This window comes from Paraburkholderia phytofirmans OLGA172, assembly GCF_001634365.1.
In the GTDB taxonomy this organism is placed as follows: domain Bacteria; phylum Pseudomonadota; class Gammaproteobacteria; order Burkholderiales; family Burkholderiaceae; genus Paraburkholderia.
On sequence record NZ_CP014579.1, the window covers coordinates 1,602,692 to 1,622,598 of the forward strand.

A 19,907-nucleotide genomic window follows, 5' to 3' on the forward strand; every position below is an offset into this window, starting at 1 on the left:
GCGCAAGATCCTCAAGAATCGTAAAGTGATTGCACCCGGCATCAAAGCGTCGCAAGCCACTTAAGCCGCGACCTTCAAATCCTCAATCGCCCGCTGCCTGACACCCAGATCGTCCCAAAGCTCCGGATGGCACGTGAACACCAGAATCTGGTGCCGCGTAGCCGCATCGATCAGCGCGCGCTTGATCGCATCGCGCCGCGCCGCGTCGGTATGCACCGCGGCGTCGTCGAGCATCAGCAAGGTCGGACGCCCCGATGCCTTCAAAAGATCCGCATACGCCAGCCGCGTCAGGATACCAAGTTGCTCCCGCGTGCCGAAGCTCAACGCATCGAGCGTATCCGCGCGACCATAACGATCCAGCGTTGCGGGACTCAGGTCGTCGCCGAGTGCAATCGTCGACTGCGGGAAAATCCGCTTGAGGTAGTGCCCGAGCCGTTCGGTCAACGGCGCACGCAGCTGCGCCACCGCCGCATCGCGTTCATCGACGAGCACCTCGTCGAGCAGACTCAACGCGCTCGCCCGCAAGCCGAGTTCGTCCTTGCGGCGCGTGGCTTGCTCCACTGAGGCATTCACTGCGGCGAGGCGTTCCCCGAGCCCAGACGCGCCCACCGTCTCCAGTTGACTGCGCAATTGCGCAATCCGCAGTTGCCGCTCGTGCTGCTCGTTGCGCGCAAGCTCCGCCGACGCACGATAGCGTTTCGCTTCAGCCGCCGGATCGTCGAGACGCGCCGCTTCCAGTTCGCGCTCCCTTCCTTCCAGCTGCTTTTTGAGCGCCTCAACCTGCACACGCTGTTCGACGATTTTCGTCTGCCATTGCGCACGGTTGCGGCAAAACGCTTCGTCGCTCAGTTGGGCTTCTTTTCGCTGCAACTGACCGGCGAGCGATTCAGTCGTAGCTGTCGCGGTGGATTTGCTTTCCGCCGCCTGCGCCAGCACTTTTCTGGCGACTTCCAACGCATCACGCGCGATGTCGGCATTGCGGCGTGCCTCGTCGAGCGGTGGCGCAGCAGACACGTCGGGCAATAGAGCCAGCCGCTCATTCGAAGTCTGCAGCCGGGCGGCAGCCGAAGCCAACGCGGCACGCAGCGCGTCGATACCCTGCGGCGCATGCACCTCGAGAATCTTCGCCTGGCTTTTCTGCTGCGCGACCAGCGCCTTCCACTGCTCGTGCCTGGCCTCGGCCTCGGCCAGCGACGCCACGCCCAACGCCTGCAGCAACTGTGCATGTCGGGCTTCTAGCGACGCCAGTTCAGACAACTGCGCCGACAGATCGGAGACGCCCGGAATCACGCGCAGTTCGCCGAGCTCGCCGAGACCGATCAGCTTCTCCTCGTCGAGCCGCAGCACACCCTCGCCGCTTACCTTCGCATCGCCGACGGTGATCGTGCCATTCAACCGGTATTCGATGCGCGTCATCGCCGCTTCAGTACGCGCGCGCAACACGGTCAACTCCGCGTCGAGCGATTGGAGCCGTTTCAGTTGCGCCCCGTCGATTTCGTGCGCCGCCGCCGCACGCGTCGCCTCCAGCACGGCTTCGTTTGCGTCGCCAGCGGCCGCGATCGCCGCTTCAAGCCGCTCGCTCTCGGTGCGGTGCAGCGCTATCTGACTGCGCAAATCGCCCGCGGTCACCGCGGCGTTGGCCAGTTCGTGGGCGCGGCTGGCATCGGCGTGTGCCTGTTCGAATCGCGCCACGCTGGCCTGAGCCTGCGCGTGTTCGTTCTGAACCGCCGACACGTTGGCGCGAGCGGCATCAAGTTGCTGCCGCTCGCGTGCCACGGCCGCTTCCAGTTCCGTCGCAGCCTGTTCCTGTTGCAAGGAAAGCGCCAGTTCCGCCTCGCTCAATTGCAGCGACTGCGAGAGCGCCTGAAGACTGCGTTCGAGTTCCGCCGCGGCATCGGCGCGCTGTTGCGCCTGCACGGCTTTCTGCTCATGAAGCTCCCAGGGGCGCTTGCGTTGCGCATCGTCGAAGGCTTCCTGCTGCGCGGCAAGCCGCACGATGTTCTCGTCGAATTGCTGGCGCTGCTGCTCCAGCTCGTCGCGCTCGACGATCAGCGCCACCAATGCCTGTTCGGCCTCGGCCAGCGGCCCGGTGGACTTCTGCGTACGCGCCGTGAGCAGTTGCCGAAGCTCGCGCTGCACGGCGGCGATCAGCGCGTCCTCGCCTGCGGATTCGCTGCTGCCCGAGAGTTGCGAAAGCGCATCGCGCAGATATTGCGCCGCATGCCCCGTGGAATCCCGCACCTCCTGCGTGCCGCCTTGCTGCACCCACAACAAACCGGGAACGCCGGCGTTTTCCGCCTTGAGCGGCCCACGCGCGGCACGCGAAAAACCCAGCAACGCGGCGAGTTTGTCTTCGGCTTCATCTTCGCCGTACACCGCCTGGCCGATCTTCAGCTCGCAGCGCTGCCGGGTGACGAACTGCTTCGACAGCCTGCACGCCGTGCCGTCCATCGCGAAGGTCACTTCAACCGACGGCTGCCCGCTCGCCTTGCCCCACGGCAGCAGATCTTTCAGATGCGAAGCCTTATAGCGTTCGAGGAACACCGCTCGCACGGCTTCGGCGATGGTGCTCTTGCCGGCCTCGTTCGGGCCGGTGAACAGATTGAGACCGGGCTGCAGATCGTCGATAACGAGCCGGCCGGTGAACTGCTTGAACTCCTGAATCGCGATACTTTCCAGCTTCATACCGACCTCGCTTCGCGCGGCAGTTCACGCTGAAAACGCGCCAGAAGCAGTAACGCGTCCGCCGCTCGCTTGACCTGTTGCGGGTCGGACTGCGGATCCTCCTGCAAGCTTCGCAGACGCGCCACCACTTTCGCGAGGTAGCCGCTTTGCGCGCCGAGTTCGGCAAGGTCGGCGGCGGTGGGCAGCACCTGCAGGCCACTCAGATCGACACGTAGCGCACGGACCCGCGCGCGGGTCTCTTCCACCGCGACGTGAATCGCTTCGGCCTCGGCCAGTGCGGTCGTGCCACCTACGGTCACCCGCAGCACGTCGTGACTGCCCAACGCACTCAGGCGCGTCTTGAGCGAATCCACATCGGTCGGCACCGAGATCGTCTCTTCCCAGCGATGCCATTGATATTTACCCACGCGCACCGCTTCTACTGCCGGCACGGCGCCAGGCTCGGTCAGCGTGACGTCGAGCATGAAGCCCGGATCGTTGGCGCGGAACCGGTCCTGCTCGTGCGTGCCGGCATACCAGGTGCGCTCGTCGACGCGCAAATGGCCGTGCCAGTCGCCGAGCGCCAGATAGTCCAGACGCGCGCTCGCGGCACGCGTGGGGGCGATCGGGTTCGACGAATCGATACCCTCCTGCAGAATCCCGCTCACGCTGCCATGCGCGAGCCCGATGCGGTGATAGCCGTGCGGCGTTTCCGTTGTGTCGAAGAAGCCAGTCGTGTCGTCGTAGGTGATACGTTGCGTGAGCGGTGCGCAGAGCAACGCGCACTGGCAGGCGTCGAGCGTCATCACGCCGGGTTCGAGCACTACCCGCACGTTCGGCGCAATACAGTTCAGGCGCTGCGCACGGGTCCACACGCTCTCGACCAGCGCGGCATCGTGATTGCCTGGCAGCATGATCCACGGCCCGGAAAACGCCTGCAGCGCGCCGAACAAACGGCGGATCACCGTGTCCGATACGGTCTGCAGATCGAATACGTCGCCTGCGACCAGCACGGCGTCGACCTTGCGCGCCGCCGCTTCTTCGGCGATCCGGCGCACGGTTTCGAAGCGCGCTTCCGCGAGGTGCGCGGCTTCGTCCGGCTCGAACTGGCCGAATTGCGTGCCTATCTGCCAGTCCGCGGTGTGCAGAAACCTGATCACTGTGCCTCCATTCCGTTCAATTGCATCGTCACTCAACACTCATTCGGCGCTCAAATCGGCGCTCATTCAGCACGCGCTCACGCCACTCGCCCAAGCATCGCCTCGCAGTCTAACCGCAGATGTTACCGCGCCGGCGGGTCAAAGAATGTCCCAAACCGGTGCCACACTGCCTGAACAGCGGCGCTACACTCGCGTTTCTGGACGATCGCGTCAACCGCAACGCAACATTTCAATCGAATTGAACCCCGCTGCCCCGCTGCCGATGAACAAAGAGACCGAATTGAAGAAGGCCAAGCGCACGCCGCTGCTATTGCTCGCGGCCGCCGCCTGCGTTTTCCTCGTGACCGCTTTCATGCCGCGCGGCCTCTGGGTGGACGGCATCAAGTCAGTGGCCGAAGCGGCCATGGTCGGCGCGCTCGCCGACTGGTTCGCCGTGGTCGCGCTGTTTCGCCGGGTACCGATCCCGATCGTCTCCGCGCACACCGCGATCATTCCGAAGAACAAGCACAAGATTGCCGACAACCTCGCGGTGTTCGTGCAGGACAAGTTCCTGGACGTGCCGTCGCTGGTCGGGCTGATCCAGAAACACGACCCGGCGCAAAGCATCACCGGCTGGCTGACGAAGCCGGCCAATACCGCGCGTCTGGGCGACTACGTGGTCAAACTGACGAGCGGCATTCTCGAACTGACCGACGACGTGCGCATCCAGGTCTTCATCAAGGACGCGTTGCGCGACGTGCTCGCCAAAGTCGATCTGTCGCAATCCATGGGTGCGATACTCGACACGCTCACCAAAGACGGCCGTCACCAGGAACTACTCGACGCCGGCATCGAACAGGTCGTGGCGCTCCTGCGCGAACCGCAGGCGCGCGAGTTTATCGCTGAACGCATCGTCGAGTGGGTGAAGAGCGAATATCCGAAGATGGAGATGATCCTGCCGTCGGCATGGCTCGGTGAAAAGGGCGCCGAAGCGATCGCCAATGCGGTGAACCGGATGCTCGAGCAGATCAGCGAGAACCCCACCCATCAGTTGCGCCAGAAATTCGACGACGCCGCGCAGAAGCTGATCGTCAAACTCAAGAGCGACCCGGCGTTCCTGCAGAAGGGCGAAGAACTGAAGCGTTATCTGGTGGAAGGCGAAGCGCTGAGCACGTATGTGAAGGACATGTGGGGCGAGTTGCGCGCATGGCTCAAGCGCGATCTGCAAAGCAGCGATTCGGCCCTGCACGCGAGAGTGATGGCGATGGGCCAATGGGTAGGCCACGAACTGGCGCACGACCCCGCGTTGCGTCAGTCGCTGAACGACCACCTGGAAGAAGCGGCGCGCGCCATGGCGCCGGATTTCGCCCAGTTCCTCACGCGCCACATCAGCGATACAGTGAAGAACTGGGACGCGCGAGACATGTCACGGCAAATCGAGCTGAACATCGGCAAAGATTTGCAGTACATCCGCATCAATGGAACGATTGTTGGCGGCTTTATCGGCTTGCTGCTCTATGCGAGTTCGCAGCTGTTCGAGCTGTTGCGTTTGCACATGGGCTAAGGGATACGGCCGCCGCACGCCAAAGCGCCTACAATCCGGGCATATGAATTGCTTGAGCGCTTGCTTGACCGCGGCCGTCCCATTCGCGCACGCCCTCCATACAAGCGACAGCGCCACAACATCGAGAAGTTTGCTCATGAAAATATCGTTACCGCCGCCTGGGCGGCCGAACCGCGTATACCCGCCGGGCACGCCCAGTCTGCATGGTCTGGCCTCGGTCATCACCGGTGTGGTGGTGGTGTGCGCGCTGTATTTCGGCCGCGAGGTGTTGATCCCGATCACGCTCTCCGTGCTGCTCAGCTTTCTGCTCGCGCCGCTGGTGCAGGCGTTGCGGCGCTTGCACATGGGCCAGCTGCCGTCGATCTTTATCGCCGTGCTGTTCGCCCTCGCGACCTTGCTGGCCGTCGGCGGGCTGATCGGAGCGCAACTGGTGCAACTGGCGGGCGATCTGCCGCAGTATCAGGCGGCGATCGAGCAAAAGATCGAGACCGTGCAGGAGAAAACCGTCGGCCGGGCCGATTCGCTGATGAGCCGCGCCGCCGCCACGCTGCAACGCGTCGCGCCGAGCAAACCGAGCCCGCCGCGGCTCACCGGACGCGCGGCGCGCAATGCGCCCCCGGTGCCGACACCGGTCGAAGTGCACGAGCCGTCGCCCACGCCGATGCAACTCGCTCAACGCGCGCTGTCACCCGCGATCGCGCCGATCGAGACGACCTTCATCGTGCTGGTCGTGACGATCTTCATCCTGTTGCAACGCGAAGACCTGCGCGACCGTTTGATCAGTCTGTTCGGGTCGCGCGATCTGCACCGCACGACCACCGCAATCAACGACGCCGCCGGCCGGCTGAGCCGCTATTTCGTCGCGCAACTGGGCGTGAACCTCAGCGCGGGCGCGATCATCGCCATTGGCCTCGCGATTATCGGTGTGCCGGGGGCGCTGCTGTTCGGCGTGATTGCTGCGTTGCTGCGCTTCGTGCCGTACATCGGCATCTGGATCGCCGCGATTCTTGCCGTGTTTCTCGCCGCCGCCATTCAGCCTCAATGGACCATGGCGGTCTACACGCTGATCCTGTTTATCGTGGTCGACGTGGCCGCCGGGCAAATCGCCGAGCCGCTGCTGTACGGTCATCGCTCCGGGTTGTCGCCGCTGGCGGTGGTGGTGGCGGCGATTTTCTGGAGCTGGCTATGGGGGCCGATCGGCCTCGTGCTGTCCACGCCGCTCACGCTGTGCGTCGTTACGCTGGGCCGCTACGCCGATCGTCTGAACTTCCTCACGGTGCTGCTGGGCGACCAGCCCGCGCTGACGCCGGCGCAGAACTTCTATCAGCGGATTCTGGCGGACGATCCGCATGAAGCCATCGTGCAGGCCGAGCGCCTGCTGCGCGAGATGTCGCTGATCGATTACTACGACAATGTCGCGCTCGAGGGCCTCAAGCTCGCGCGCAACGATGCGATGCGCGGGGTGTTGATGCCTGAGCAACTGGCGCGAATCAATGACGCGCTGGTCGATATCGTCGAAAACCTGGAAATCGCCGACGGACTGCCGGATCGCCTGTCGCGCACGGAACCAGCCGACGCCGCCGAGGCGATATCGGCTTCGGCGACGGCTGATCTTTCGGAGCGGCCCGACGGCCACATTTCGGCACGCCCGCAGCTGCGCCATGAAAGCGAAAGGACGTCGGTGCTGTGCGTGCCTGGACGCGGCGCATTCGACGAGGTCACCGTCGCGATCGCCGTGCAATTGCTCGGGCGTCACGGGCTCGCGCCGATGATGGCCACGCACTCGGGTTATCGCAGCGCGCGAGCCGACGAACCGAGCTTCAAGGACGCGCCGATCATCTGCATCATCTCGCTCGACGCGCCGGAATCGCCGCCGTATCTGCGCAACATGCTGCGGCGCACGCGGGAATGGCGGCCAAGGGCGGCGCTGGTAGTTGGCGTTGGGGGCGCGCCCGAAGGCGGCCCGGAGATGGGCGCGACCGGCGCTTCACATGCGGCGCCGACGTTCCGCGCGATGATCGAGGAATGCCAGGTGGTGGCGAGCGTGCAGCACACGCGGCAGACTTCGCATGCGGCTGGGGCGGACTAGCAAGGTCCACCGACACGCGTTCCGAGCCCCCAATTCCCAACCGATTCAGAGCGTACACTGCCGCGGATACAACCCCAACGTGCTCGCATGCAAGCGCGCAAGCCCAAGCAACGCGTCCGTATACGGCGTCGGCACATCGGTAAGCTGCCCCAGTTCACGCACCGCGGCCACCAGCGCATCGAGTTCGACCGCCTTGCCCGCCTGCACGTCCTGCAGCATCGAGGTTTTCATCGCGCCGAGTTTGAGCGTGACCTCGTGGCGATCCGCCGGCGCCTGCTCGATCGGGATACCGAAGCGCGCGCCGATCTCCTTTGCTTCCAACATGATGCTCGTGACGAAGTTGCACACCAGTTCGTCGCTGAGAATCCGGTCGGTGGTCGCGCCGGTGATGGCGCTGACCGGATTCATCGTCATGTTGCCCCACAGCTTGTACCAGACGTCGCGCTGAATCTGCTCCGACATCGACGCATTGAAGCCTGCTGCGGCCAGCATGGCGGTGAGCGTTTTGACGCGTGCGCTCGGTTGCCCCGACGCCTCGCCGACGATCAGCCCGTTGCCCTGATGATGCCTGATGACGCCAGGCGATTCGATCAGACAGCTGGCATGCACCACGCAGCCCACCGTCTGTTCGGTCGGAATCGCAGCGGCGATCGCGCCGTAAGGATCGATCGACTTCAGCCGCTTGCCGGCGAAATCGCGGCCGAGTCCGTCGCAGAACCACCATGGCACGCCGTTCATCGCTGTCAGCACGGTCGTCTGCGGGTTCAGCAGCGGCGCGATGTGCGCGGCCACCGACGCCATTGCCGGACCTTTGACCGCCACCACGACGATATCCTGAACGCCGAGATCCGCCGGCTGTTCGCTCGCTTTCACCTTCAAGGTGTGCGTCACGCCGCCTTCGATCAGACGCAAGCCATGCTGCTGCAAGGCACTGAGCGTTGCGCCGCGCGCCACCACGCTCACGTCGTGGCCGGCCTGCGCGAGCTTCACCCCCATCCAGCCGCCGATCGCGCCTGCACCGTAGATTGCTACTTTCATCGCTTCAATCCTTGCTTTAATCCTGGGATCAATCCGCACCTCATATTTCGCGCTAGTCCTCGCATTAATCCTTATAGCTCGCGTCGATGCGATCCACGCGCCGCACCAACGCGTCGAACACATCCTGCCCCCCACCGTGACGCGGATCGAACTGCAACGAGTCGCGCGAGCAGCGGATCGCCACGTCTTCCGGCACAGGCCGCGCGCGGCCCATCGAGAACGTGGCCATCTGGATTTCGCATGCGCGGTTGAGCGTCCACAGAATAGCGAAAGTCTGCGGCAACGTGCGGCCCCATGCGAGCAGGCCATGGTTGCGCAAGATCACCGCCTGTTTGTCGCCGATATGTTCGAGCAGACGCGGTCCTTCTTCCGCATGCACCGTGATGCCCTCGAAGTCGTGATACGCGATGCGGTCATGCAACTGTGCGCTATAGAAGTTGGTTTGCTCCAAGCCGTTTTCGAGGCATGCCACCGCGACGCCGGCCGTGGTGTGTGTGTGCATCACGCAGTGCGCATCGGGCAAGCCTTCGTGAATTGCCGCATGCACGACGAAACCCGCGGGATTCACCGGATACGGCGAGTTGTCGAGCACGCGTCCTTGTGTGTCGATCTTCACGAGATTGCTCGCCGTCACTTCGCTGTAGTGCAGGCCAAATGGATTGATCAGGAAGTGGCGCTCGCCGCCGCTCACGCTCGCCGGCACGCGCAACGTGATGTGGTTGTAGATCATCTCGGTCCAGCCGAGCATATCGAAGATGCGATAGCACGCTGCCAGTTGCACGCGCGCCCGCCATTCGTCCGGATGCATCGCGGCGGCCTTCGGCGGGCTCGCCGGCTGCATTTCAAGAGTCGTCATCAAGGTCTCCGTTGTTATCGCTCGCGAACGTTCGCTGTCGTTGGCTACGTTCGGCCGTTGCGAGTAACAGCCGCTATGCGAAGCCGTTATGCGCCCGCCACCACCGCCGCGATCGACGACGCCACATAGCCGGCATTGCGCGCATTCAAGCCTGCGACACACATGCGTCCCGAACGCAGCACATACACCGCGTATTCGCTGCGCAAACGCTCGACCTGAGCTTCGCTCAAGCCCGTGTACGTGAACATGCCGCGCTGCGCGACGTAACGCGCGCGCATCACTTCATCGACGCGGCCGGCAAGGCCTTCGTGAATCGTGCCGCGCATGGCGAGAATCCGTTCGCGCATGGTGGCAAGCTCGGCTTCCCACGAAGCACGTAAGGAAGCGTCCGACAGCACATTGGCGACGAGACGTGCGCCATGCGTCGGCGGATTGCTGTAATTGGCGCGCACCGTCGACATCAATTGACCGAGCACGCGCGCCGCCTCTTCCTTGCTCTTGCACACCACGCTCAACGCGCCGCAGCGCTCGCCGTACAGCGAGAAGTTCTTCGAGAACGAATTGGCGGCGATCAGCGGCACACCCGCATCGGCGAGCAGGCGCACGCAGGCGGCGTCCTCCTCGAGGCCCGCGCCGAAACCTTGATACGCCATGTCGACAAACGCAATCAGTTTGCGGCGCTGCAATACCGGCACCAGTTCCGCCCATTGCGCCGGGCTCAGGTCGACGCCGGTCGGATTGTGGCAGCACGCGTGCAGCAGCACGATGCTCCGTTCCGGCAAACGGCCGATCGTATCGATCATGTCGGCGAAACGCAGGCCACCGGTCTTTTCGTCGTAATAGGGATAGGTGTTGACCGTGAGGCCCGCGCCTTCGAACACCACGCGATGGTTTTCCCAACTCGGATCGCTGATCCATATCTGCGAGGCTGGGAAATAGCGCTTCAGAAAATCCGCGCCGACTTTCAGTGCGCCTGAGCCGCCGATGGTCTGCAAGGTCGCGATGCGGCCCGCTGCACGCGTTTCGCTGTCGGCACCGAACACCAGCGCCTGTGCTGCGTCGCGGTAGAGCGGCAGACCGGCCATCGGCAGGTAGGAGCGCGGGCCGATCGCGCCGAGCAGCGCGGTTTCGGCACGCCGCACGGCGTCCATCACCGGCAGCTTGCCGGCGTCGTCGAAATAGATGCCGATGCTCAGGTTGACCTTGTTGGGCCGCGGATCGAGTTGAAAATCCTCGTTCAGGCTCAGGATCGGGTCGCCCGGATAGGCGGGAATGTGGTCGAACATGGCAATTCCTTGAGTGGGGCCCCGCGTGTGGCTGGACTGCGGCCTGCGTATACCCTGGATGTGGGCCGTTGCAGCCTGATCGTAGCCGCGTGGGCGAGACGGAAGTCTAAGCGCGTTACCCGCTTCGCGTCGACCAGGACAAGTGTCGACCAATGGCTAGCTGCCTGCAATCAATCGTTTTTTCACGATTAGTAAGTTTTTCTTTAGAATCGCCTGATGCCACTCACGCGCGTCACCATCCGTCAGTTCGAAGCGTTTCTCGCCATCGTCGATTTGCACAGTATCGGCGCGGCGGCGGAGCGGCTTCGCCGCTCGCGCGAACCTTCGGGCTGGTGATGAAACGCATCGTCGATCCCGAGACGATCCGCGAGGTTTGCGTGTATCGCTCGACCGAACGTGCGCTGTCACCGCCTGCGGACGGTTTTGCGGAATTCATCATGCCGTGGCTGAAGCGCTGGGATCGTGAGACGCAGGCCGATGCGCGGGCGCACCTGCGTCCCAACGTCACCGCAGCACGTTCTCCCCAGACTCAAACACAGAAACGCCGCATCAGAAGCGATAGTTGATTGAGATATCGGCCACACCGGTGGCCCTGCTGTGCGTAATCGGACTATTGCCCGCGCTGCCGACCAGTTCTTCAAATGCGCCGTCGGCGGTGGCAAACCAGTGCTTATCGAACAGCCACACCGCACTAATGCCGAAGCCCACCGACTTGAATCCGGCGCTCGCGTGATACTCCGAGTATTGCGAGTGCGCCGCCTGATTCTGATTCACACCGTACCAGCTGTTCATGTACTTAGAGTCCGCGAGTGTCACGTTCGGCCCCGCGAACCAGAAGAATTTTTTCGTGCTGCCCGGCATCGGCAGATAAGCGCCGAGATCGCCGATCCAGCCGTTCGAGCCGCCGAAATAGCGCCGGACGTCGGCGCGCAGCACGAGCGGGAAATCTTTCGACACGACATATTCCCCAGAGAGTTTGACGCCTGGCGCCTGATTGATGTTGCCGAGACCGTTCAGCTCCTCCGGATCGTCATGGCCGCGACGCCCGAGATCGTAGACGGCCCCGAGACTCGCGCGCCAGTTCTGCCCTTGCGCGAAGTTGACCCCAAGGCCTTCGCCGCTGGAAAAGTAGAACAGGTCCTTATAGCGCACGTCGATGCTCGGACCGGCCATCACGTGATACCGGTCGGAGCCCTCATAACGCGGCTGGAACGACGCCGCCGCGCCGATGCGCACCTGCCATTCCGGAATCTCCGGCTGCCACATCTTCTGCAGCGGAATGCCCACGGAGTACTGCCATTCGCCCAGCGGCGAAGGGGTTTGGGCCAGGGCCGAAGCCGGCAAGACGCCGATACCGCCGAGGGTCACGGCGACCAGAGATGTTGCCGCGATGCTTGTTTGTTTATGGCGAATCTTGCCGATCCGCTTTCTACGGCTGATCAACACCAGATGCCTCCGTTCTCGCGTATCGCGAAGGGGGTTGGGTTCTCACCCGAGGTCCGCAATGGTTTGCAAACCTCCGGGCGACCGGCGCAATGCTACGCGCGGCATGTAATTCTTTCAGCAGACGACACGCATTGCCCGACAAAATGCATTATCCGAACCCGATGCCGCCCCATAAATTGGGCATTGGTACGAACAGAGACGTGCGAAAGATTTGCCGACGCACGCTCCTTTGCAAAATGCGGGCCAGGTCGCCGGAGAGCCGGCTCGGATCGGAACAACGCAAGGACAGACCGACGGACGCAGGCAAGCGCGCCGTGGCGGTGGTGACAGGCAGAATACAGCCACAAAAAAACGTCCGGCGCCGCGCGATGCGACGCCGGAACAGGGAGATTGCCGCTTTATTGCCCCGCTTCGACCAGCACAGGCTTGTCGCGATAGAGATTCGGAAACAGGCGCTTCAGGTTGGCGACCTTCGGCATGTCGTTGATTGCGATATACGCGGAGTTCGGATGCAACGTCAGGTAGTTCTGATGGTAGGACTCGGCAGGATAGAAACCCTTGAACGGCTCGGTTTTCGTGACGATCGCCGCCGGGAAGGCGTGTGCCTTATCGAGTTGCGCGATGTAACTTTGCGCGATATGCCGCTGCGTGTCGTTCAGCGGGAACACTGCCGAACGGTATTGCGTGCCGCTGTCCGGCCCCTGGCGGTTCAACTCGGTCGGATCCTGAATCACCGAGAAGTAGACCTGCAACAACTGCCCGTAGGTGACCTTGGTGGGGTCGAACGTGACCTGCACGGATTCCGCATGGCCGGTGTCGCCGCCACTAACGGTTTCGTACTGCGCGGTGTCGCGCTGACCGCCTGAATAACCCGACACCGCCTTTGTGACGCCCCGCACGTGCTGGAACACGCCCTGCACGCCCCAGAAGCAGCCGCCCGCGAACACGGCGGTTTCTTCGTGCGAGGTCGTGGCGGAGATCGGCTCGTCGAGTGCGGGGGGCGCAATCACAACCCCGGCTTCCGACGAGAATGCCACGCGCTGCGCCAGCAGCAGCGCCAGCGCGCCGAGCCCGACCGACAGTGCGATGGCCGCTCCGCGTGAGCGGGACGGTTTGCCGATGATGCGTTTCTCGATTTTCATGATGTTCGTCCTGATTCGATCAGCTCGTGCCGCGCGAGGCGGGCGTGAATGTTAAAGCGAGGCCGTTCATGCAATAGCGCAGGCCGGTCGGTTTGGGGCCGTCGTCGAATACGTGACCCAGATGGCTGCCGCAGCGCCGGCACAGCACTTCGTCGCGCGTCATGCCGAACGACTTGTCGGTATGCGTGATGACCGCGTGATCCAGCGGCTGCCAGAAACTCGGCCAGCCGGTGCCGCTATCGAATTTCGTCGTTGACGAAAACAGCGGCAGTGCGCAACCGGCGCACGCGAATGTGCCGGCGCGGTGCTCGTCGTTTAGCGGGCTGCTGAATGGCCGCTCCGTGCCCGCTTCGCGCAGCACGCGGTACTGCGCGTCCGTCAGGAGCTTGTGCCATTCGGCGTCGCTGTGCACGACCTCGTAGGCCGCCGCGGCGCCCGCGGCACTCATACCCGCCGCGCGTGCAGTGCGCCATGCCGCAGTGCTGCCGGCGAGCGACGCCGCGCCGATTAACCTGAAGAAACTCCGTCTGCTGCAAGCCATGATGATCGTCCCGGAAAGTCCGTACCGTTCACCCGTTCAGGCGCTGATGGCGCCGCCCGCGAGTGGTCCTGACACTTAGTCGGCCAGCAAGGGGATTTATGACAGCATGCGCGTCTTTTTAGGTCATGGCGGCGGTTACAGCGGAAATTTCGTGGTCGACAGGATTTCCTTGAGCACCATGAACGAGCGGATTTGCCGCACGCCCGGCAGGTAGAGCAACTGTTCCGCGTGCAGACGATTGAAGCTGTCGCTATCGCGCGTACGGATCGTCATGAAATAGTCGAACTCGCCGATCACCACATGACATTCCATGCACCCCGCTACCTTCTGCGCGGCTTTCTCGAACTCGGCAAACGACTCCGGCGTGGACCGATCCAGCACCACGCCAATGATGACCAGCATTCCCGCCCCGGCCGCCTTCGGGTCGATCAACGCGACGACACCGCGAATCAGTCCCGATTCCTTTAGCCGCTCGACGCGCCGCAGACACGCCGGCGCGCTCAATTTGACTTTGGCCGCGAGCGCGACGTTCGAAATCGACGCGTCGGTCTGCAACTGACGCAGGATCGCCCGATCGATGCGATCGAGCGCGTGAAGCTGGTCGGTTTTCGCGGCAGTGGCGGCAGTGGCGGCAGTGGCGGCAGTGGCGGCAGTGGCCGGTGTATCACGAGCTTTTGTTGCGCTCATCGATTCAGGGTCGGCCTTTTTGTTAGGTGAACTTCTACTGAATATTTCCAAAATTATGCCGGACGGAATTTCTTTGCAAGCTCATTTCTAGCGCTATTCCCTACCATTTGACTAGCGCGACTGCTTATTGCTCGCGTCGAGGAACCCGAGCGCCAATTCATGTCGAACTTCAGTGAGCAAACCGGAGCAAGTGAATGAGCTACGAGCAATATAAGATTCGCCGGGGCCGTCCTCTCGGTTCGGGGGCAGCACGGGTGCGGGTGAGCTTGTCGCCGGTTCCCTCACGTAGCAGGTTACGCAGCTTGAGCGCGGTGAGTTCATGCTGAAGCCCGACTCGAATGAATTTGTGCGCCGCTCATGCTTGCGTGCCATCACCACCGTGATTCACCGTGAACCGGCACGCGAGTATGACGTGAGCCTATGGTTTGCGGTGCATCACAGCGGCAGTGGTCAAACGTTCCGTATGTACAAACTGGAAAGGCTGAAATGACGAAGGTGGACCGGTTTCTTTGCCTGAAGGAAAAGCCGCCAGCAGTGTGAACTGACCCCGCAAATGGCTCATTCCTGCGCCCGCCCCACAGCGGGCTTTTTTGTAGGGTTTCTGGCCGCTTCACCATCGCCTGCGTCTATCTCAAGTTCGCACAGTTCAATGATGCCGCGCAGTGCATCGAGTTCGTCCGTCGCCCCGCTTCGATCTGTGAATCGCTGATGGTGACGTCCACTGAATGCCTGCGATACGAGCGTTGTTGGCGCACAGATTAGCGCCGGCCCTGCTTTGAAGCTGTCAGTTTCAGCCTGTCTGTAAAGATGTGTCGCGCGACGGCGCTTTTCAGAATTGCCCTATTTTGACTCCCAGCTCCCCGATGCAGTGTCGCCTTATTACGCATTTCTAACGACGCATTACAAAAGGGAGATGTATGAGAATAGACAAGCCGTCTTGCGGGCTAGCAGGCAACCTCGCCCGTCTACTGGCCGCATTCATGCTGCTACTGGTGGCGTTCGGCGCGAGAGCCGACAGCGGCGACGACATCTGTTTTCCGCTGTATGCGAGAGCAGGGGCCATTCCTGGCGATAAAGACTGCCCGTTGATTGCTGCGAGCCAGACATCAACCGGCATGGGGACGTATTTCTGCACTGCAAATGCGCAGGAAATGATCGCCCGGTACTGCAAGGGGCCTGATCCTGTCCTGCCTGAAGACTCCTGCCCAGTTGCCGATCCTATCTATCCGGCCAATGGCCAGGTGACGCTCTCCGAAAACGACTTCCGTAGCGGCGACGGGATACCGCTAACGTTCACACGAAGCTACCTGTCTTCACCGTTTCTTAACTCGGCGACTTCCATGGGGTCAGGATGGGTAAATAACTGGCAGCGGCGATTAAACGTCGCCGGGGCGAGCGGTAGTTCACCCAAGGTCATCGCCTATCGCGCAAACAGCCAACCGCTCACGTTCCTATTGACCGGTGGACAGTGGAGGACGTCCAGCTTTAGTGGGCTTGCAATCAGTCAAAACGGCTCCGGATGGACGCTTACCGACCTAACGACCGATACCGCCGAGTCGTATTCAGCACAGGGCGTCCTGCTGTCCGAAACAACGCATACCGGTTTCACCCGAACGCTCACCTATGACGGCGCGGGGAGGCTCACGGCCATCAACCAGCGCGCGGCAGGTGCGGTTCCGAAGTATGAGTTACTGTCGATCAAGCTTGAGTACGACACGTCAGGCCGTATTTACCGCATGACAGACCCAAGCGGCGGTCTTACGCAATACGGTTATGACGGGAGCAGCAACCTCGTGTCGGTCACATGGCCCGATGGCTATGTGCGACGGTATGTCTATGACGACTCGCGCTTCAAGAATTCACTCACCGGCGTAATTGACGAAAGCGGCTCACGGATCGCAACGTGGACATATGACGTACGGGGTCGTGCGACCGCCGCAAGTCACCCGGATACGACGCAGAATGTTCAGTTTTCCTATGACAACAGCTCGACCACGATGTCCTGGAGTAACGAATCAGGCACCATGAACTACGCGTCTGTCGCTGGAATGTTGCGCTTGACTGGCGGCAGTACTACCGATGGCAACGAGAGCCGAAACCTGGACGCGAACGGCAACCTGTTACAGAAAACAGCACCCGACGGCGTCGCTGTCTATTCATATGACTCGGTGGGTCGGCCGGCGCGTGCGGCTGTGAGTAGCGCTAGTGGCATGGTGATAACGTCAGTGCGATATGCCGATGCGACGAGCCTGCATCCGTCACTTGTTGCAACCCCAGGCAAGATGCGTGCGTTCGCGTATGACGCAGGTGGCAACGTCACTGGATATAGCGAGTTCGACACGTCCGACACAACTGGCGCAAGCGGCTTCGACGCTACTGGCACAGGCAACAAGTTGACTGTTGGCGCGCGCTACGATGCCAATAACCGCCTGGCGCAAGCAACTGTCTATGTGAATGGTGTCAAGACCGAAGACTGGCATTATTTTTCTGACTCTACCGGCAACATAAACACCGCTCAGGACGTTGTTTCGGGTTGGCTGTTCGGGACGCAGAGTCGTGACGCGGCTAACCGCCCTACGTCGCTGACCGGCAACTATCGGGAAGCTCGACTCACTTATGACAAGCGTGGTCGTGTTAGCAAGTTTACGTACGACGAACAGGCTCGACCATCGACCGGTGGCTTGCACCGTTTCCTCACCGTGAACTACGCTTACACGCCGGATGGTCGCGTTGCGAGTCGCACTGGCACGGTGGCTAGAAATGGGAGTAGTGCTGAAGCGATAACCAGTGATGAAATCGATCGGTGGATTAGCAGCTATGAGTCGGGCGCCGACCCGATCGGGCCACCGGCTAATCTCTCTGGCTCGCTTAAAGCATTGAAGGCAGGCGGTTCGACAGCGATCACGCCGGTATGCTCTGAGTGCTATGTTTTCACAAAAGCCAAGTTGGCGTGGAAACTGTTTTACCGTGGCTTAACCGTCACTCAGTCGGGACAGCCGGTCACGGGTGACGTACCCGAACTGCAAATAGCGGCGCAGGAACAGGTTCCGTTCCCTATCCTGATGCCTGACCAGAACGGACAATCGAAACGCGCGGTGCTGTATGCTCAACTGTTCCAAGCCAACGGCGACTCCGATTCCGGCTTCGTCAAATGTGCCATGTCAAGAAGGTGCGCCAAGGTGTACCAGAAGTGTATCGAGCACTGCAGCGATACAACACTTCCAACGCTTGGTGGCACTGGAATTCCGTTTTTCCGTTGTAAGAACAAATGTATTGCCGACAACGGATGTTAGAGGAACGCCATGATTAAGAATCGAGAGATAGCCGTAGAGGTAAGCAATCGACTGCTAAAGATGAGCGGTGCAATAAACGACGCCATTGTTCTTGTGCGCGATCGTTGCCCAGACGATGAGTTCAAAGAGTTCCGCCTGGCGATGGGCTGGTTGCTTGACCATCTATACGTTTTGGGCCTAGAACCACTCTACGAAGAACATCCCGACATCGCGCCGCCAGAGTTGGAGTTTAAGCCCCGCGGGAAAAGGCGATAGCTGACCCGCTCGCGGCACGGCTAAAGTTTCCAGCGCCGCCGCTATAAAGAAAGGTGCGAGAAGTTTCGCGCCTTTCTTATTGCTGCAGCGTTACCGGCCCTAGTGCTGCGATCAAACCCTCAACCTCTCCCTTAAAAACGCCACAAAAGCCCGAATCGTGACCGAGCTCTGCCGATGCTGCGGATAGACAGCATAGACAGTAGCCGCCGTAGGCAGAAACTCTTCCAACACCATCACGAGCAGGCCGCTGCCAATCGCATCATCAACAATAAACTCAGGAAGCCGAACAATCCCCAGCCCAGCGACCGCCGCATCGCGAATCAGCTCCCCATTATTAGCCCGCAGCGGCCCATGCACTTCAACCCCCTTCGAAACTCCATCAACCACAAAATCCCAACTCACCACCCCGCCATGCCCATACAACAGGCAAGAATGCCGCGCCAGATCGGCGGGATGAAGCGGCGCCCCACGCCGCCGCACATACCCCGGACTACAACACACCACCATCCTGACATCGACAAGCTTCTGCGCGATCAGCGTGGAATCCGGCAACGTGCCGATCCGGATCGCCATATCGAAGCCCTCGCCCACCACGTCGACGGTGCGATCGCTCAGCTCCATATCGAAGCGCACATCGCCATGCTCGCGCAGGAAGCTCGCCACCAATGGCGACAGATGCATCATCCCGAACGACATCGGCGCGCTGACCCGCAACAACCCACGCGGCCCGGCGCGGCGCAGCGACATGGCCTGTTCGGCGTCTTCCACCTCGCCGAGAATGCGCCGCGCACGCTCATAGAACTCCTGGCCCAGTTCGGTCACCGCCAGCTTGCGGGTATTGCGGATCAGCAGTTGCACGCCGAGCGCCTCTTCCAGCGCCATTACGCGCCGGCTGACGAACTGCTTCGACAGCGCTAGCCGCTTTGCCGCCGCGGTGAAGTTATGGGCGTCGACCGTGGCGACGAAGATCCGCATGTCATCGAGTTGCATTATATTGTCCACCCAAACGAGACAGTGTTTCTTGTTCTAATCCGATTATAGCCACCCTGATTGACCTACACTGTCGTTCATGGATCGCGGACAAACTTCTGGCCGGATCGCAAAACAGAACCAAGGAGAAATACGATGCTCGATATCAGACACGCCAATCAACGCGGCCGTGCGGAGCACGGCTGGCTCAGTTCGCGTCATACGTTTTCTTTCGCGAGCTATCACGATCAGAAGCAGAACGGTTTTTCCGACCTGCTCGTGATCAACGACGACCGTGTCGCACCAGCCCAAGGTTTCGGCAAGCACCCGCACCGCGACATGGAGATCTTTTCGTACGTGCTGGAAGGCGCCCTGGAGCATAAGGACACGATGGGGACCGGCTCGGTGATCGTGCCTGGCGACATTCAGCTGATGAGCGCTGGCACCGGCGTCGCGCATAGCGAATACAACCATTCGAAGAGCGAGCCCGTGCACTTCATGCAAATCTGGATTGCACCGGCGCGGAACGGCACCGCGCCGCGCTATCAGCAACGTCACTTTGGTGTGGACGAGAAGCGCGGCGTGTTGCGCCTCGTGTTGTCACCGGACGGTGCGGACGGCTCGTTGGAGCTGCAACAGGATGCGCGGGTTTATGCCGGTCTCTTCGATGGCGACGAAACTGCACGTCTCGAACTGGCCAGCGATCGCTATGCTTATATTCAGGTGGCGCGCGGCAGCGTCACGGTGAACGGCGTCGAGCTTGGCGAAGGCGACGGCGCCCGGGTCCGCGGCGAAGAAGCCCTGACCTTCACGCAAGGTCACGACGCGGAGGTGTTGGTGTTCGATCTGCGTAACATCGAAGTGTCGGAGTTGTGGGCTTAAGCGGCTCCATCCTGCCGATAGATCTGGCCGGCTTTAAGCGTGGCTCGCGGCATGGT

The 19,907-nt window shown here is 61.7% G+C and carries 16 protein-coding genes and 1 pseudogene; 7 read left to right on the top strand and 10 right to left on the bottom strand.

All coding sequences use genetic code 11. The annotated features are described in order from the left end of the window. Window positions 1-60: 60 nt before the first annotated feature. Both AYM40_RS27220 and AYM40_RS27225 read right to left on the bottom strand, forming a co-directional pair. Window positions 61-2,685 carry an AAA family ATPase gene (locus AYM40_RS27220; RefSeq protein ID WP_063499232.1) on the bottom strand — a complete coding sequence of 875 codons (2,625 nt, stop codon included), beginning with the start codon at window positions 2,683-2,685 and terminating at the stop codon, window positions 61-63. Next, complete coding sequence (locus AYM40_RS27225; RefSeq protein WP_063499233.1) at window positions 2,682-3,824, bottom strand: metallophosphoesterase family protein; 1,143 nt, start codon at window positions 3,822-3,824, stop codon at window positions 2,682-2,684. Before AYM40_RS27225 ends, AYM40_RS27220 begins: the two co-directional genes overlap by 4 nt. 262 nt (window positions 3,825-4,086) lie before the next feature. On the opposite strand from AYM40_RS27225, the gene AYM40_RS27230 reads away from it, so the two are divergent. Together AYM40_RS27230 and AYM40_RS27235 are read left to right on the top strand one after the other, a co-directional pair. Then, a complete protein-coding gene (locus AYM40_RS27230) occupies window positions 4,087-5,367 on the top strand; it encodes a DUF445 domain-containing protein (RefSeq protein WP_063499234.1) in 1,281 nt (426 codons plus the stop codon). A gap of 136 nt (window positions 5,368-5,503) precedes the next feature. Beyond that, window positions 5,504-7,456, top strand: a complete 1,953-nt coding sequence (locus AYM40_RS27235) for an AI-2E family transporter (RefSeq protein WP_063499235.1) — start codon at window positions 5,504-5,506, stop codon at window positions 7,454-7,456. Window positions 7,457-7,501: 45 nt separating this feature from the next. Here AYM40_RS27235 and AYM40_RS27240 read toward each other — a convergent pair whose 3' ends face one another. The 3 genes from AYM40_RS27240 to AYM40_RS27250 form a co-directional block, all read right to left on the bottom strand. Beyond that, window positions 7,502-8,494, bottom strand: a complete 993-nt coding sequence (locus tag AYM40_RS27240) for a 2-dehydropantoate 2-reductase (RefSeq protein ID WP_063499236.1) — start codon at window positions 8,492-8,494, stop codon at window positions 7,502-7,504. 64 nt (window positions 8,495-8,558) lie between these two features. Then, window positions 8,559-9,350 (bottom strand): class II aldolase/adducin family protein, encoded by a 792-nt coding sequence (locus AYM40_RS27245; RefSeq protein WP_063499237.1) that lies wholly within the window; start codon window positions 9,348-9,350, stop codon window positions 8,559-8,561. Between the two features lie 86 nt (window positions 9,351-9,436). Next, window positions 9,437-10,636 carry an amino acid aminotransferase gene (locus AYM40_RS27250; protein WP_063499238.1) on the bottom strand — a complete coding sequence of 400 codons (1,200 nt, stop codon included), beginning with the start codon at window positions 10,634-10,636 and terminating at the stop codon, window positions 9,437-9,439. A 216-nt stretch (window positions 10,637-10,852) separates the two neighbouring features. Here AYM40_RS27250 and AYM40_RS41765 point away from each other — a divergent pair, with 216 nt between their 5' ends. Together AYM40_RS41765 and AYM40_RS27255 are read left to right on the top strand one after the other, a co-directional pair. Next, window positions 10,853-10,972, top strand: a complete 120-nt coding sequence (locus AYM40_RS41765) for a helix-turn-helix domain-containing protein (protein WP_162493831.1) — start codon at window positions 10,853-10,855, stop codon at window positions 10,970-10,972. Further along, window positions 10,942-11,121 (top strand): annotated as a pseudogene (locus AYM40_RS27255) (LysR family transcriptional regulator); the annotation flags it as partial. The gene AYM40_RS41765 and the pseudogene AYM40_RS27255, both read left to right, overlap by 31 nt. 64 nt (window positions 11,122-11,185) lie before the next feature. Here the strand turns inward: AYM40_RS27255 and AYM40_RS27260 are convergent. The 4 genes from AYM40_RS27260 to AYM40_RS27275 form a co-directional block, all read right to left on the bottom strand. Further along, on the bottom strand, window positions 11,186-12,082 hold the full coding sequence (locus AYM40_RS27260; RefSeq protein ID WP_063499240.1) for a MipA/OmpV family protein: 897 nt from the start codon (window positions 12,080-12,082) through the stop codon (window positions 11,186-11,188). Between the two features lie 398 nt (window positions 12,083-12,480). After that, window positions 12,481-13,224, bottom strand: a complete 744-nt coding sequence (gene msrA, locus AYM40_RS27265; RefSeq protein WP_063499241.1) for a peptide-methionine (S)-S-oxide reductase MsrA — start codon at window positions 13,222-13,224, stop codon at window positions 12,481-12,483. Window positions 13,225-13,243: 19 nt separating this feature from the next. Beyond that, the gene (msrB, locus tag AYM40_RS27270; RefSeq protein WP_063499242.1) at window positions 13,244-13,765 is read right to left on the bottom strand and encodes a peptide-methionine (R)-S-oxide reductase MsrB; all 522 of its coding nucleotides are present in this window, start codon (window positions 13,763-13,765) and stop codon (window positions 13,244-13,246) included. Between the two features lie 135 nt (window positions 13,766-13,900). Then, entirely contained in the window at window positions 13,901-14,452 is a 552-nt protein-coding gene (locus AYM40_RS27275) for an Lrp/AsnC family transcriptional regulator (RefSeq protein WP_063499243.1), read from the bottom strand. 319 nt (window positions 14,453-14,771) lie between these two features. Between AYM40_RS27275 and AYM40_RS41545 the strand changes: the two genes are divergently transcribed. Further along, window positions 14,772-14,942, top strand: a complete 171-nt coding sequence (locus AYM40_RS41545; RefSeq protein WP_158515336.1) for a hypothetical protein — start codon at window positions 14,772-14,774, stop codon at window positions 14,940-14,942. Window positions 14,943-15,369: 427 nt separating this feature from the next. Then, window positions 15,370-17,745, top strand: a complete 2,376-nt coding sequence (locus AYM40_RS27280) for a DUF6531 domain-containing protein (protein WP_063499244.1) — start codon at window positions 15,370-15,372, stop codon at window positions 17,743-17,745. A gap of 366 nt (window positions 17,746-18,111) precedes the next feature. On the opposite strand, the gene AYM40_RS27290 is transcribed toward AYM40_RS27280, so the two are convergent. Then, window positions 18,112-18,990, bottom strand: a complete 879-nt coding sequence (locus tag AYM40_RS27290) for a LysR family transcriptional regulator (protein ID WP_063499246.1) — start codon at window positions 18,988-18,990, stop codon at window positions 18,112-18,114. A 135-nt stretch (window positions 18,991-19,125) separates the two neighbouring features. Here AYM40_RS27290 and AYM40_RS27295 point away from each other — a divergent pair, with 135 nt between their 5' ends. Further along, the gene (locus AYM40_RS27295) at window positions 19,126-19,851 is read left to right on the top strand and encodes a pirin family protein (protein WP_063499247.1); all 726 of its coding nucleotides are present in this window, start codon (window positions 19,126-19,128) and stop codon (window positions 19,849-19,851) included. Window positions 19,852-19,907 lie beyond the last annotated feature (56 nt).

Bases quoted from the DNA above. Each gene is read 5' to 3' on its own strand.
- AYM40_RS27220 (WP_063499232.1), bottom strand. From the start codon at position 2,685: ATGAAGCTGGAAAGTATCGCGATTCAGGAGTTCAAGCAGTTCACCGGC.
- AYM40_RS27230 (WP_063499234.1), top strand. From the start codon at position 4,087: ATGAACAAAGAGACCGAATTGAAGAAGGCCAAGCGCACGCCGCTGCTA.
- AYM40_RS27235 (WP_063499235.1), top strand. From the start codon at position 5,504: ATGAAAATATCGTTACCGCCGCCTGGGCGGCCGAACCGCGTATACCCG.
- AYM40_RS27240 (WP_063499236.1), bottom strand. From the start codon at position 8,494: ATGAAAGTAGCAATCTACGGTGCAGGCGCGATCGGCGGCTGGATGGGG.
- AYM40_RS27245 (WP_063499237.1), bottom strand. From the start codon at position 9,350: ATGACGACTCTTGAAATGCAGCCGGCGAGCCCGCCGAAGGCCGCCGCG.
- AYM40_RS27250 (WP_063499238.1), bottom strand. From the start codon at position 10,636: ATGTTCGACCACATTCCCGCCTATCCGGGCGACCCGATCCTGAGCCTG.
- AYM40_RS41765 (WP_162493831.1), top strand. From the start codon at position 10,853: ATGCCACTCACGCGCGTCACCATCCGTCAGTTCGAAGCGTTTCTCGCC.
- msrA (WP_063499241.1), bottom strand. From the start codon at position 13,224: ATGAAAATCGAGAAACGCATCATCGGCAAACCGTCCCGCTCACGCGGA.
- msrB (WP_063499242.1), bottom strand. From the start codon at position 13,765: ATGGCTTGCAGCAGACGGAGTTTCTTCAGGTTAATCGGCGCGGCGTCG.
- AYM40_RS27275 (WP_063499243.1), bottom strand. From the start codon at position 14,452: ATGAGCGCAACAAAAGCTCGTGATACACCGGCCACTGCCGCCACTGCC.
- AYM40_RS41545 (WP_158515336.1), top strand. From the start codon at position 14,772: ATGCTGAAGCCCGACTCGAATGAATTTGTGCGCCGCTCATGCTTGCGT.
- AYM40_RS27280 (WP_063499244.1), top strand. From the start codon at position 15,370: ATGAGAATAGACAAGCCGTCTTGCGGGCTAGCAGGCAACCTCGCCCGT.
- AYM40_RS27290 (WP_063499246.1), bottom strand. From the start codon at position 18,990: ATGCAACTCGATGACATGCGGATCTTCGTCGCCACGGTCGACGCCCAT.
- AYM40_RS27295 (WP_063499247.1), top strand. From the start codon at position 19,126: ATGCTCGATATCAGACACGCCAATCAACGCGGCCGTGCGGAGCACGGC.